Raw genomic sequence first — 13,546 nt, forward strand, 5'->3', positions numbered from 1 at the left:
TAAGATGAAATCGTGATTCTTTTGGTGTGTTACCCGTAAATTTGTGAGGTGGGCATGAAAAAAATATTTATATTATTGTCGGTTGTAGCCATCGTTTTGGTCGCTGTGAAATCGGGCATGGCCGAGGAATATGATATTGCTATTCTGGGCGGGCGGGTAATGGACCCGGAAACGGAATACGACAAGGTCGCCAACGTCGGCGTCAAGGATGGTCGCATCGCGATCATCACCGAAGGCAAGATTTCGGGCCGGGAAACACTCAACGCTGAAGGGCTGGTCGTTGCGCCGGGATTCATCGACGGACATCAGCATTGCATTGAGCCATATGCCTATCGGCTGATGCTTCGGGATGGCCGCACAACCATCATGGACTTGGAAGTGGGCGCCTATGGTCCGTTGGTCGACAAATGGTACAAACAGCGCGAAGGCCAGGCCTCGGTCAATTTCGGTGTGGCCGTTTCGCATGAATTCGCCAGAGCGGCAGTACTCGACGGCTTCAACGGGTGGAAATATATCAATACCCCGGACGCCATTTATTCCCGCGTCAAGCAGGGGTGGTCCATAACCCGTCCGACCCTGGAGCAGGGCAACAGGATTCTTGCGAATATCGATGAGGGGTTGCAGCAGGGAGGTCTCGGCATCGGGTCCACCCTGGGGTATATGCGCGCCGGGGTTTCGGCCCGCGAGGTCTACGAACTGCAACGCCTTGGCAACCGATACGGCCGTTTTATCGACATGCATTTCCGCTATACGCCGGGGGACGATGTCGGCGAAGTAAACGGCATTCAGGAAATGCTGGCCAATGCCGCCGCACTGGGCTCGTCCGCCATTGCTGCGCATTTCAATAACGCTGGCTATAACCTCGTGCATGAGTTGTTGGTGAACATGCGGGGGCGGGGGTATAACGTCTGGGGCGAGATTTATCCCTACAGCGCAGGTTCCACCGCCCTGAACGCCGTTTTTTTGGAGCCGGAAGTCTGGGTGAAAACGTTGGGCAACAAGTATGAAGAGACTCTTCAGGACGTGGCGACAGGGGAATTCTATACCCAGAAGACCCGCGAGGAGATGCTTGAAAAGGAACCCACCCGGGCGGTTATCGTTTACAAATGCCCGGACGAGTGGGTTGTAAACTGGATCAGACTGCCCGGAGTGGCCATCGGCAGCGACGGAATGCCGCTGTTTCCCGATGACGGCCTGACCTGGGATACCCCTTACGAAAATTTTCCGAATACCCATCCCCGTTTTGCCGGGTCATTCGCCAAGGTGTTGCGTATCGCCAGGGAAAACGACATCCCGCTGATGCAGGCGGTTGCCATGACGAGCTATAATTATGCCAAGCCGTTGGGCGATACTGGCTTGCGGGACATGCGGGAACGCGGTCGTATGCAGATGGGCATGATTGCTGACATTACGATTTTTGACCCCGAGACCGTGACCGACAATTCGACCTATGCCAAGGGGACCCTGCCCTCTACGGGAATCCTGCACGTGATAGTCAACGGCAAGGTGGCCATGAAGGATCAGGAGCCGCTGAAAGGTGTGAATGCCGGGCTGCCGATTCGTTTCGAGCCGGTGAAGAGCAGGTTCGAACCGCTTGACGAGAATGAGTGGATGCAGACTTTTTACGCGTCTCCTGTAGATTTCGGCGGCGGCGTGCCCGGTTCCCAGCCGCGCATTCATTAGACGGGACAAACCCAACAAAAAGGCCGGGAAGCGAGAGCTTCCCGGCCTTTTTTGCCGTCATGCGTCGTCGGGTTACATCATGGTTATGAAATTGATGAACAGGGTGACGTTGAGGGCGTGCATGACCCAGAACAGGGCGGCCGCAAGGAAGGCCAGCCCCTTGAGACGCAGGGGGGATTCGCTGCGGCCCATGAACAGCCAGATGAAGGCGCAGATCGCGCCGATGGCGACCAGCGCGACCCAGACGTAGGCGAGCGGGGTTCCCAGAACAAGGGTCTTGATGTCTTCGGGCAACCTGGAGAAAAGCCAGCCCTGGCAGGCCAGGAAGCCGATCATGGGCAGCAGGGACCAGCGGGCGGCGATGCGAAGGGCGAAGTTGTAGTAATCGCGTCCGAAATCGTCCTTCTTCCTGCGGGTGATGACGTAGGGAAGGCTCAGTGCGGCGGCGGCGGACAGGATGAGCAGGGCGTACATAGCCGACATGGGCAGGGCGAGGATCGTTGTGCTGGACAGGGCGTCCGCAGCGGGTTCGGCCTGGGAAAAATTGAAGGCCAGCTTGGCCGGAAGGATGATGGCCAGCCCGATGAAAGCTCCCAGGGAAGCCAACATGCCGAAAGCGATGTGGGCCGCCTTGGCGTTGCGCAGCTTTTTCCAGGTCAGGAAATAGATCAGTCCGGCAACCACGAACACGCCCAGGGCGGCCAGGCCGTTGAAGAAGGGCGAGCCGGGGGTGAGATAGGCCTCATAGAGGGTCGGGAATTTGGTCATGGTGATGCCCATGGAGGCTCCGCAGAGGAGAACCAGGGCAATAATGAGGACAAGCCCCAAGCTTGCGGTTTGCTGGCCGTATTTGTCGAAAAAGACTTTTTTCCTGCTTTTGGCGGTGAGTTCCGCCAGGAGCGCGATGGCCGGACTGCCGAGGGCGGCCATGCCGAGCAGACTGAAAAAGGAGGGGGCCAGCATGTAGCCGACGAGAACCAGGGTTTCTTGGGTGTTCATGATCGATGGACTCCGGTAGGGTTGCCGAGGCGAGACCGTGCCCCGTGGGCGCTTTTTTGCCTGAAAAACGTGTTGCGCGCAAGGGCGCATTTCCCGGCCGAAGATGACGTGGCCCATCTGATTCCTTGCAAAAAATCCGTGTATCGCCTATTGCCTATGAAACGTTCAAACAAGACCGCGCGGAGATTCCTTCCAATGAAATGCCTGAAACTTCTTCTGCTTGCCCTGGCCTGCCTGCCGCTGGTCGCCTGTGCCTCCACTGGGAAAAACGCCGGGACCGAGGCTGCGAGCACGGAATGGCGCATCAAGAGCCTTGAAGAGAGCTTTCTCAATTTTCGGGAGCAACAGCGCAAGATGGCGGACGCGGATGCCTTGGAACGCAGTAAGCTAGAAGCACGCATCGCCGCCGCCGAGGCCGAACTGGCCGCATTGCGCGCCGGGCAGGCCGGGGGGGGGGCGGTATCGACCGAGGGCACGTCCGGCGACAGTCCCTGGGCCGAGGAACTCAAGCCCGATGAAAATGGCTGGGTGGAAGGCGTCAAGCCTGTTGAGGAAGGAACGTCCGCTGTGAAAAGTGAAGCGGAACAGCCGTGGGCCAAGGTGCCCGGCCCCGCCCAGACCCCGCCCGAACCCGAGGTCGTGACGCCCGCTCCGGCCAAAGCGACTCCCAAGGCCGCTCCCAAAGCGGCTCCGAAGCCTGCGCCTGCATCTGACCCGAAGACGCTTTATGAACGGGGATACGCCCTGTACAATGCAGGCGATTTTGCGGGGGCACGGACAATCTTCGACGATTTCGCGGTCAGGTATCCGAAAGACGAACTGGCGGCAAACGCGCTGTACTGGAAGGGGGAGACCTATTATTCCGAACGGAATTACGCCCAGGCCATCCTGACCTTTAAGGAAGTCACGGGCGGGTTCCCCAAGCATGACAAGGCCGCCGCGGCTTTACTCAAGATCGGCATGTCCTACGACCGGGTGGGCGACCCGGACAACGCGATTTTCTACCTGCGCGCTTTGGTGGAGGATTTTCCCAAGTCCTCCGCAGCCGGGCTTGGCCGCAAGGAATTGGCCAGGCTGGGCGGCTAGTCAGCCGTTTCGTCCAGGCGTGTCGGAGGGCCGGTTTCCCTGTCCGGGAACCGGCCTTGCCGTTTTTTAAGAGGTTGAGCTGGGTATATGGACCTGCAACGAGAATTCTTCGCCTGTCTGGCTCTCAAGCATACTCCCGGGCTGGGGGCCAAGGTGTGGCGCGAGCTTTTCGCCGTGTATCCGAGCGCGTATGAAGCCGTGCGCGACGCCGCATCCTGGTACGACCGGGAGTTGTCGTCCCGCGCCCAGGCCCGGGCCTGCGCCCGGGAAGTCTGGCGGGAAAAGGCCGAGGCCGAGTTCAAGGAGGCCAGGCGGCTGGACATGGACGTGGTCACCTGGTTCGATCCCCGGTTTCCCGCTTCCCTGAAGGAAATTCCCGACCCTCCAGCCTTGCTTTACGTGCGCGGCGACACGACCCTTCTGGGCAACCCCGGCGTCGCCGTGGTCGGAGCCCGGGAGTGCACCCGGCTCGGGCTGGAAACCGCCGGAAGGATCAGCGCGCAGCTTTCCGAGATAGGCATAACGGTCATTTCCGGCCTGGCGCTCGGCATTGACCGCCAGGCGCATCTGGGCGGCCTCAAGGGGCTTGGATCTTCCATCGCGGTACTCGGCTGCGGCCTGAATGTGGACTATCCCCAGGGCAACAGCGACGTGCGCCGGGAGCTCTACGGCAAAGGTCTTGTCGTCAGCGAGTTCGCTCCGGGTATGGAGCCCCGGGGCAGGCATTTCCCGGTGCGCAACCGGCTCATCAGCGGTCTGTCGTTGGGCGTGCTGGTGGCGGAGGCCGCTCACAACAGCGGCAGCCTGATAACCGCCCGACTGGCGGGAGAGCAGGGCAAGGACGTCTTCGCCCTTCCCGGTCCCCTCGGCCAGCCGACCTTCACCGGCTGCCACAAGCTTATCAAGCAGGGAGCGGCGCTTGTGGAGTCCGCTTCGGATATCGTTGAGATATTGCGCTTCGATTTCGCCCGTGAGCTGGCCGAAGTCCCCGACCCTGACCCCGACGGCGGGGACGCGGGGGTTGACGTGGCCCGAGCCGTGGTCAAAAAGAAGAAAGCGCCCGCCATGGCTGATTGCGGCGGTGGGCGGAAACCTCGGAAACGGCCGCCCCTGGTTGAACGGGAGGCGATGGTTTTGAGCGCGGACGAGAAGCGGATTATGGATATTCTCGATTCCGTCGATAAAATGCATATTGATTCCCTGGGGCGAGAGCTCGGTTGGGACTCGGCCACGGTCAGCCGCGTTCTTCTCATGTTGGAGATGCGCGGCGCGGTAAGCCAACTGCCCGGCATGTGGTACCTTGCCCGGGAAGAATGATTATTTGAGGATAATATGGATTGGAAACTTCTCGTAACCACCTTCGGCACCTTGTTTGTGGCGGAACTCGGGGACAAGACACAGCTTGCCTGTATGCTCATGACGGCCAAGACTCAGAAACCCTGGACCGTCTTTCTCGGTTCATCCCTGGCGCTGGTCCTGGTCAGTTTCCTTGGAGTCATGTTCGCGCAGTTCATCTGTCAGTATATTTCCCCCGAGGTCATCAAAAAAATTGCCGCCGTGGCTTTTGTGGTCATGGGCTGTCTGATCTTCTTTGATAAGATTTGATTAAGCGGGGTTGTGGGACGCGCGGCCGCAGTGTATTGGATTCCCTGGGCCGCAGTTCCTACAATGAATCGCCATGCAGAAAATACCCATCAATCTCGCAGCACCCGGCATGAAGCTGGCCAAGCCCGTCACCAAGGAGGGGGGCATGACCATCATGGCCGAAGGCATGGAGCTGACCGAAAGTCTCATTTCGCGGCTTGAGGCCATGAATATCGAGCGCATCACCGTGCAAGGCCATCCTGTGGACATGGGCGGCGCCGGGGCCGGGACGCGTTGGGGCGAGCGACGGGATCGTCTGGATCATCTTTTCAGGCGGTATTCGGGCGACAGGTGGATGACGCGGGTCAAGGAGCGTATGCGCCAGTATTTCCAAATCAAGGCCGCCGCTCAGGAAGCGAAGATGAAGGCCGTGAAGCAGGCGGACGCCGCCGGGGAAGGGGAGCCTTCCGAAAAAGGCGGAGAGGGCGCGTGAGCATGGACGACCATCTCAAAACCCGCATCAAGGGCGAGATATTGCAGGTCAAGGACCTGCCGACCCTGCCCAATGTGCTGGACAAGGTCACCCGGCTGGTGGAAGACCCCGACGCGTCAAGCGAGGCCATCGCCAAGGTCATCGCCACGGACCAGGTACTTTCCGCCAAGGTCCTCAAGATGGTCAATTCGCCCATCTACGGTTTCCCCGGCCGAATCAGCTCCATCCAGCACGCCCTTGTTCTGCTCGGTTTCAACGTGGTGCGCGGCATCATCATCTCCACCTCGGTTTTCGACATGATGGTTCAGGCCATGAAGGGGCTGTGGGAGCACTCCCTCGGTTGCGCCACGGCCTGCAACATCATCGCCCGCCGGGCCGGGTTCGAAGACCCGGAGGAATATGCCGTGGCCGGTTTGCTTCATGATCTGGGCAAGGTCGTCACGGCCGTTCAGCTTCCGGATACCCACGCCGCCATCCTTGAGTCGGTTCGGACCAAGGACCTGAACTACTTTCAGGCCGAGAAAGACGTGCTCGGCTTCGGCCATGACCGCATCAATGCCTGGCTTGCCCGCCATTGGGGACTGCCGCCGAATATCCGCGAGGCCATGACACGCCACCACGCCCCGCAACTGGCCGAGTTCTACAAGCCCATGTCCTGCGTCGTCCATGTCGGCGATTTCCTTGTCCGGCTTCTGGAGTTCGGCAACGCCGGGGATGACCAGACCGCCTACCTCCGACCCGAGGCTCTTATCGAGCTCAAGTTCCGCATGAGCGATCTGGACAAGGTCATGGACGAGATGGCCGGGCAACTCCTCGAAGTTTCTGACCTGACCTTCTGATCCTGTCGGTTCCATTTCCCTTCATTCCGTTTGTTGCGCGGTACGCGCTCAATCCGCTTGCGGCGCTTCGGGCGGGTATTTCACGCTCCTGATCCAATGCCTGTTCTCTCTGCGTATCGGCGAATTTCCGCCGATAAATTAATGCATATACAGTAAAATCGCTCCGTTTCCGTTTCGATATTCAGCCCGATTCTGCGGGGGAGTCCGCTTGATTTTCTCCGTTGCTTTCATAGGCTGCAAAATATTGGTTGAGTGGTCAATCAATCATGACGGACGGTTGCGGAGGTGCGGCGTTGGCGTTGGTGCGGGAGGTTGCCTCATTGAAGTTGTCCTTGGGCGCCGTCAAAACGGCATTGGCGTTTTACTGCCGATGAAATGGGCGAATAGGCGGATTGTTGCCGATTAAAAAAGCTGTGATATTAAGTGGTTCAATAAATTCGTGACTTTTCCTCTGTATAACGGGCATGGCATGTCTGTTGCTTTCCGCTCAATGGTTTCAGGTAACAAGAGGGGCAGAAAATCGCTTTTGCAGCATGGTTTCGGGTTCGTTGAGCACGTAGGTTGAGCGAGCGCATCCTTGAACCGCCGGCGCACATGATGGTTGCCTCTTTCCCCTTCGGGAAGTGTCGAAGATGAGCGCAAACCGCGAGCGAGGAGAAATGAGTAGCAAGTTGAAGAGCGGAGACAGGGCGGCGTACATCGGTTTTTTTGCCGGTCCGTTGATTTTTGTGGCCATGTTGATGCTGCCCCCGCCGCCGGGGTTGAATATTCAGGCTTGGCGTGTGGCGGCGGTGACAGTCCTTATGGCCATTTGGTGGGTGACGGAGTCCATCCCCATCCCGGCCACCTCGCTGCTTCCCATTGCGCTTTTCCCGCTGCTCGGCATCATGAAGTCGAGTGCGGCCACGTCGCCTTACGGCAACCATTTGATCTACCTTTTCATGGGTGGTTTTTTCCTGGCCGTGACCATGGAACGCTGGAATCTGCACAAGCGCGTCGCGATTCACACCATACGCCTTGTGGGGGCCAGTCCGGGGCGGATGGTTCTGGGGTTCATGATAGCCACGGGCTTTTTGTCCATGTGGGTATCGAACACTGCGACCACCATGCTCATGATTCCCATCGGTCTGGCGGTCATCAAGCAGGCTACCGGTTTTGACGCGGGGATGATCAAGGCCTGTTCGTCCACCGGACCGGAGTCGAATTTCGGCAAGTGCCTGATGCTCGGCATAGCCTATTCCGCTTCCATGGGCGGCGTGGCCACCATTATAGGCACCCCGGCGAATACCGTCATGGTCGGCATGATGGAAAAAATGTACGGCGTACAGATCGGCTTCGGCCAGTGGATGCTGTTCGGGCTCCCCTTGGGCGTAACCATGATGGCCGTCGCCTGGGTGTTGATGACCCGAGTGCTGTTTCCCATGGATGGGCTTACGCTGACCGGCAGCGAGGAGATCATTGAAAACGAACTCCGTGCGCTCGGGCCGATGAAGCCGGAAGAAAAGCGCATTATTGCGGTCAGTTCCTTTGTCGCCATCTGCTGGCTCAGCCGTGGTTTTCTGGAAAGTCTTCCAATCGTAAACGATATTTTCCCGGATTTTAGCTTTGTGCATGACACTACCATCGGCATTATCGGTGCCTTGCTGATGTTCGCGATCCCCACCAACCTGCGGAAGAAGCAGTTCCTTCTGGACTGGCAGACCGCCGTTAAGATTCCCTGGAACGTGATTCTGCTTTTCGGCGGCGGATTGGCCATCGCCAACGGATTTGCGAAAACCGGACTGGCCGCTTACATCGCTTCGCTGTTGACCGGCCTGGACGGCTTGAACCTGATGTTGTTCGTGGCAATTGTGGTCTGGTTGACCACCTTGCTTACGGAAAGCACCTCCAACACCGCTACGGCCACGCTCCTGGTGCCTATTATGGGTGCAGCTGCTATCGCCCTAGGCGTGCACCCCTACGCCACCATCGTGGGCGCGGCCGTAGCGGCGTCATTCGCTTTCATGCTGCCTGTGGCGACGCCGCCCAACGCCGTGGTTTTCGGCAGCGGCTGCATATCCGTCGGCCAGATGGTCAAGACGGGCATATGGCTGAACATTATAGGTACGGTCATGATTACGTTGTTTGTCCTCTATCTGCTGCCCATCGTATGGGGTGTCGACCTCCACACCCTGCCGGAGTGGGCGGTAATCATAAAATAGGGATTCCCCTCCGGAGAAGTGAGCAGCTCCGGAGGAGCCGATCAGGCGCGCCCCCTCCGCCCAACGGCGGAGGGGGTTTGTTTCATGATCTTATACCTCATCCTTTCGCGGCAGAACGTCACGGACAAAAAAACGCGCCGCAGGCGCATACAAGGGATGCAAGGGTGCGAACCCTTGCCCGCCGGAGGCGAAATCACCTGATTATTGCCGCGAAGCGGCTTTCAACGCCTGATTATTCTTTTTAGGGAGTTAAAGGGCTAGCTTCCCTTTTTGCGGTCAATATATTCTCACTTTCGAGGCAGAACGCCACGGGGGAAAAAGTCCGCGCCGAAGGCGCATACTCGGGATGCAAGGGGGCGAACCCTTGCCCGCCGGAGGCGAAATCACCTGATCATTGCCGCGAAGCGGCTCTCAACGCCTGATTTTCCTCTTTAGGGAGTTAAAGGGGTAGTCCCCCTTTGTTTTGACCTCCAGGGTAGGTGGTGCTAGGTTCTCCATATGACCAATACCCTTGGAGATTCGCTGTTTCAGCGCAAGCAGACCGCCTTTCTGCTATCACCCGACAAAGCCCTGGCCGAGCTGTTGCAACGGCTCTGGTCTCCGGATGTTTTGGAGTTCCGGGTGTTCGACAGGGGGGCGCGGGCCATTGAGCTTATGTTCACGGACCCGCCGGACTTGTTGGTGGTGGACGATCGGCTGACCGACATCTCCGGCCGAGAGGTCGCCAATCTGGTCAAGAGCGAGAACGTTTACCGGCAGCTCCCCGTTGTCCTGTGCCTGGACGCTGTCCAGGAAGATGAGCCGTGGAATTGGAAGCAACTTGAGGTGGACGATTTCCTGGTGCGGCCCCTCAATCCCCCCGAGGTGCGGGATCGCATCAATCTGACCCTATGCCGGGCCATGCGGGCGCTGGACGCCAATCCTCTATCCAAGCTGCCGGGAAACACCTCCATCATCCAGCGTATCCAGCAGCTCATCGACTCCGGGGACGAGTTCGCCCTGGCCTATTGCGATCTCGACTATTTCAAGTCCTACAACGACAAGTATGGTTTTTCGCGCGGCGACGAGGTGCTCATGATGGCCGCGCGGGTCATCGTCAACACCATCCGCAGCTATCAGGGCGTATCGAGCTTCGTTGGCCATGTGGGCGGCGACGACTTCGTGTTCATCCTGCCCCCGGACAAGGTCGAGGACGCCTGCAAGCGGATCATCAAGGCGTTTGACGAGATCGTTCCCCATTTTTACGATCCCGAAGACCGCAAACGCGGCAACATTACCTCGGTGGACCGCGAGGGCAAGACCAAGGTGTTTCCGCTCATGGCCATTTCCCTGGCCGTGGTGGTCAACACCGGCGGACGCATCGGCCATTACGGCGAGGTTTCGTCCATCGCCATGGAATTGAAGAAAAAGGCCAAGGAAATCCCAGAGAGCAGCTATGTCATCGACCGGCGCAAATCCTGATAGCCGCGGCGAATTTGTCCGTGGATTCCTCGCCTATCTCGAAGTCGAGAAAGGCTATTCTCCGGCGACCATCCGGTCGTACGCCACCGATCTGGACCAGTTCCAGGCGTTTCTTTCGGAGCGCAAGGCGTCCCTGGAAAAGCCCGGTAGGCTCAATCGCGACCATGTCCGCGGCTTTTTGGCGGAGCTGCATCGAAGGCGGATCACCAAGACCTCCATGGGACGCAAGCTTTCGAGCCTGCGCGCGTATTTCAAGTATCTTTTGCGCCACAAAATCATCGTCAAGGACCCTGTTGCGGGCATCCGCAATCCCAAGCAGGAGAAGCGGCATCCGGAGATGCTCAACGTGGATCAGGCCGTTTCCCTTATGGAGGCGAAGGTGGAGCCGGACCCGGAAGGGCTGCGCGACATCGCCCTGGCCGAGGTGCTTTACGGCTCCGGCCTGCGCATCAGCGAGGCCATCGGTCTTGACCTCAATGACGTGGATTCCGACGTTATCCGCGTCACCGGCAAGGGGAGCAAGGAGCGCATCGTTCCCCTGTCCGATGCGGCGGTGGAGCGCATCCGCCGCTACATGGGCCAGCGTCATGCATTTCTCAGGGAAAACTATGCCGAGCAAGCCCTGTTCCTCAGCTCTCGAGCGGGCAAGCGGCTCGACCGGCGGCAGGCCAACCGCATCGTGGCCAAGCTCGCCAAACTTGCCGGACTCCCTCAGGACGTGCATCCGCACATGTTGCGCCACAGCTTCGCCACCCATATGCTTGAGGCCGGAGCCGACCTGCGCAGCGTACAGGAATTGCTGGGGCATGAGAACCTGACCACAACCCAGAGGTATACGCATCTGGACATGCAGCGCATCATGCAGGTATACGACCACGCGCACCCGCTGGCAGGCGGTCGCGACACCGACACCAACGAAGACTAACGGAGACATCAATGGAGAATCCCCTGGTCCTTCTGGAAACACCGGAAGGCGAAATCCTTATCGAGCTTTTCCCTGACAAGGCCCCCAAAACTGTCGAAAATTTCCTCAGCTACGTGGACGATGAATTCTACGACGGCACCCTGTTTCATCGGGTTATCAAGGGGTTCATGATTCAGACCGGCGGCCTGACTTTTTCCATGGAGGAAAAGGAGACCCGCGCCCCCATCGAGAACGAGGCGACCAACGGACTGAAAAACCTCAAGGGAACCGTGGCCATGGGGCGGTTGCCGGAGCCGCATAGCGCCACTTCCCAGTTCTACATCAATGTGGCCGACAACGCGGATCTCGACCACACGGGAACGGATGACGAGAACTTCGGTTACTGTGTTTTCGGCGAGGTCGTCGACGGCATGAACGTGGCCGAAAAGATCAGCAAGACCCGCACCCGGTCCTACCAGGGCTGGGATGACGTCCCGGTGGACCCGGTTTCCATCATCACCGCCCGCCGCTTCGAGTAGAAAAGGGCTTCTCATTTTAAGGAAGCTATACTGTTAGCTCCCCGCCTACGCGGAAGAACGCCGCGAAGCGAAAAAAACAGCGCCGAAGGCGCATACAAGGGATGCAAGGGTGCGAGCCCTTGCCCGCCGGAGGCGAAATCATCCGACGATTGCCGCGAAGCGGCTTTCAAGCCTGATTTTCCTCTCCAGGGAGTTGAAAGGATAGTTCCCTCTTTTTAAGGGAACTATACTGTTACCTCTCCGCCTATGCGGAAGAACGCCGCGAAGCGGAAAAGCCCGCGCCGCAGGCGCATACAAGGGATGCAAGGGTGCGAGCCCTTGCCCGCCGGAGGCGAAATCATCCGACGATTGCCGCGAAGCGGCTTTCAAGCCTGATTTCCCTCTCCTCCGGTAATAGAAAGGGGCGTTCCCTTTTTTAAAGCATCCTCAAGATGGCAGCGGGGTGGTGACAAGCGCCCGTGTGTGCTCAGCATCGTCGAACACGTCAGAAAATGAAAAAGGGGCTACCCATCGGGCAGCCCCTTTACTTTTTCAACAGCAACTCGCGTCTACTTGTTCAAGGCTTCCTTGAGGCGGCGTTCGGCCTCATCCTTGGTGTCCTGAATCATTTTGCCAACTTCATGGTATTTGAATTCGGCCCCTTCGCGCAAATCGGTCATCAGTTCCTTGACGGTGACGATTTTGTCCACGAGATAGGCGTTGGCCCCGGCAAAGGCGAAGCCGTTCTGGAGCTTGCCCCTGTACGCATTCACCAGAGCCTGGGCGATGCAGTAGGGGGAATTGTCTTCGGCGCAGGAGTGCAGGCATTTGTGTACGCACTTCTTGGGGTGCTTGAGTCCGGCGGACACGGCGTCCAGGAATCCGTTCCTGATGGCTCGCCCGGGCATTCCCACAGGACTCTTGATGATGGTCACGTCCTCTGCCTTGGCGTTGATGTAGGCCTGTTTGAAGGCTTCGTCCGCGTCGCATTCCTTGGTGGCCACGAAGCGGGTGCCCATCTGGACGCCGGATGCGCCCATTTCGAGAAAGCGGGCAATGTCTTCGCCCGTGTAGACGCCGCCGGCCGCGATGACCGGGATCGGCTTTTCGTGCTTTTCGCGGTAGGGGGCCACGGCCTCGACTACCTGGGCGAGAATTTTTTCCAGCTGATATTCGGGGTCTTCGATCTGCTCGGCCTTGAAACCGAGGTGGCCGCCGGCCCTGGGGCCTTCGACGACGAAACCGTCGGGCAGGTAATTGAATTTGTTGGCCCACTTGCGGCAGAGGATGGAGGCCGCGCGGCCCGAGGAGACGATGGGCACGAGCTTGGTGCGCAGTTCTTCCTTCATTTCATCGGAAACTTCCCGCAGATAGCCCGGCAGATCCAGGGGCAGGCCCGCTCCGGAGATGATAAGGTCCACTTTTTCGCGGATGGAAGTGCGGACCATGTCGCCGTAGTTGGTCAGGGCGCACATGATGTTCACGCCGAGCAGGCCGTCGGTCATCTTGGACCGGGCCTTGCGGATTTCGTCGATGAGGCTGCGGCGGTCGGCCCCTTCCGGGTCCTTGGCGCGTTGAGGATCGCGCATACCGATCATGGAAGTGGCGATGACGCCCACGCCGCCTTCGTTGGCCACGGCGCTGGCCAGTCCGGAGAGCGAGATGCCGACGCCCATGCCGCCCTGAATGATGGGCAGCCGCGCGGTGACATCACCGAAGCTGAGACTGGGAAGTTTCATTATATATACCTCTCATAGTTCTGATGATTAAAAGTCCCT

Annotated in this window: 12 protein-coding genes; 10 read left to right on the top strand and 2 right to left on the bottom strand. The window is 58.8% G+C overall.

Features of this window, described 5'->3' with window-relative positions:
• Nucleotides 1-54: 54 nt before the first annotated feature.
• Nucleotides 55-1,683, top strand: coding sequence for an amidohydrolase family protein (locus tag PSN43_RS10910; RefSeq protein ID WP_272700752.1), 1,629 nt, complete (start codon nucleotides 55-57; stop codon nucleotides 1,681-1,683).
• Between the two features lie 72 nt (nucleotides 1,684-1,755).
• On the opposite strand, the gene PSN43_RS10915 is transcribed toward PSN43_RS10910, so the two are convergent.
• On the bottom strand, nucleotides 1,756-2,682 hold the full coding sequence (locus PSN43_RS10915; RefSeq protein WP_272700753.1) for a hypothetical protein: 927 nt from the start codon (nucleotides 2,680-2,682) through the stop codon (nucleotides 1,756-1,758).
• Between the two features lie 195 nt (nucleotides 2,683-2,877).
• On the opposite strand from PSN43_RS10915, the gene ybgF reads away from it, so the two are divergent.
• The 9 genes from ybgF (at nucleotide 2,878) to PSN43_RS10960 (ending at nucleotide 11,789) form a co-directional block, all read left to right on the top strand.
• Nucleotides 2,878-3,768 carry a tol-pal system protein YbgF gene (gene ybgF / locus PSN43_RS10920; protein WP_272700754.1) on the top strand — a complete coding sequence of 297 codons (891 nt, stop codon included), beginning with the start codon at nucleotides 2,878-2,880 and terminating at the stop codon, nucleotides 3,766-3,768.
• A gap of 87 nt (nucleotides 3,769-3,855) precedes the next feature.
• Nucleotides 3,856-5,085: a DNA-processing protein DprA gene (gene dprA, locus PSN43_RS10925; protein WP_272700755.1), complete on the top strand. Its 1,230-nt coding sequence runs from the start codon at nucleotides 3,856-3,858 to the stop codon at nucleotides 5,083-5,085.
• A gap of 15 nt (nucleotides 5,086-5,100) precedes the next feature.
• A complete protein-coding gene (locus PSN43_RS10930; RefSeq protein ID WP_272700756.1) occupies nucleotides 5,101-5,373 on the top strand; it encodes a TMEM165/GDT1 family protein in 273 nt (90 codons plus the stop codon).
• A 73-nt stretch (nucleotides 5,374-5,446) separates the two neighbouring features.
• Entirely contained in the window at nucleotides 5,447-5,845 is a 399-nt protein-coding gene (locus tag PSN43_RS10935) for a hypothetical protein (RefSeq protein ID WP_272700757.1), read from the top strand.
• A 2-nt stretch (nucleotides 5,846-5,847) separates the two neighbouring features.
• Nucleotides 5,848-6,684: an HDOD domain-containing protein gene (locus PSN43_RS10940; protein WP_272700780.1), complete on the top strand. Its 837-nt coding sequence runs from the start codon at nucleotides 5,848-5,850 to the stop codon at nucleotides 6,682-6,684.
• Nucleotides 6,685-7,343: 659 nt separating this feature from the next.
• Nucleotides 7,344-8,885 (top strand): SLC13 family permease, encoded by a 1,542-nt coding sequence (locus tag PSN43_RS10945; RefSeq protein ID WP_272700758.1) that lies wholly within the window; start codon nucleotides 7,344-7,346, stop codon nucleotides 8,883-8,885.
• Nucleotides 8,886-9,383: 498 nt separating this feature from the next.
• Nucleotides 9,384-10,346 carry a GGDEF domain-containing protein gene (locus tag PSN43_RS10950; RefSeq protein ID WP_272700759.1) on the top strand — a complete coding sequence of 321 codons (963 nt, stop codon included), beginning with the start codon at nucleotides 9,384-9,386 and terminating at the stop codon, nucleotides 10,344-10,346.
• Complete coding sequence (gene xerC, locus PSN43_RS10955) at nucleotides 10,321-11,271, top strand: tyrosine recombinase XerC (protein ID WP_272700760.1); 951 nt, start codon at nucleotides 10,321-10,323, stop codon at nucleotides 11,269-11,271. The genes PSN43_RS10950 and xerC overlap by 26 nt, the downstream gene beginning before the upstream one ends.
• A gap of 11 nt (nucleotides 11,272-11,282) precedes the next feature.
• A complete protein-coding gene (locus PSN43_RS10960) occupies nucleotides 11,283-11,789 on the top strand; it encodes a peptidylprolyl isomerase (RefSeq protein WP_272700761.1) in 507 nt (168 codons plus the stop codon).
• A gap of 548 nt (nucleotides 11,790-12,337) precedes the next feature.
• Here the strand turns inward: PSN43_RS10960 and PSN43_RS10965 are convergent.
• Entirely contained in the window at nucleotides 12,338-13,507 is a 1,170-nt protein-coding gene (locus tag PSN43_RS10965; protein ID WP_272700762.1) for an NAD(P)H-dependent flavin oxidoreductase, read from the bottom strand.
• Nucleotides 13,508-13,546 lie beyond the last annotated feature (39 nt).

This window comes from Desulfovibrio sp. Fe33 (assembly GCF_028532725.1).
GTDB lineage: Bacteria > Desulfobacterota > Desulfovibrionia > Desulfovibrionales > Desulfovibrionaceae > Pseudodesulfovibrio.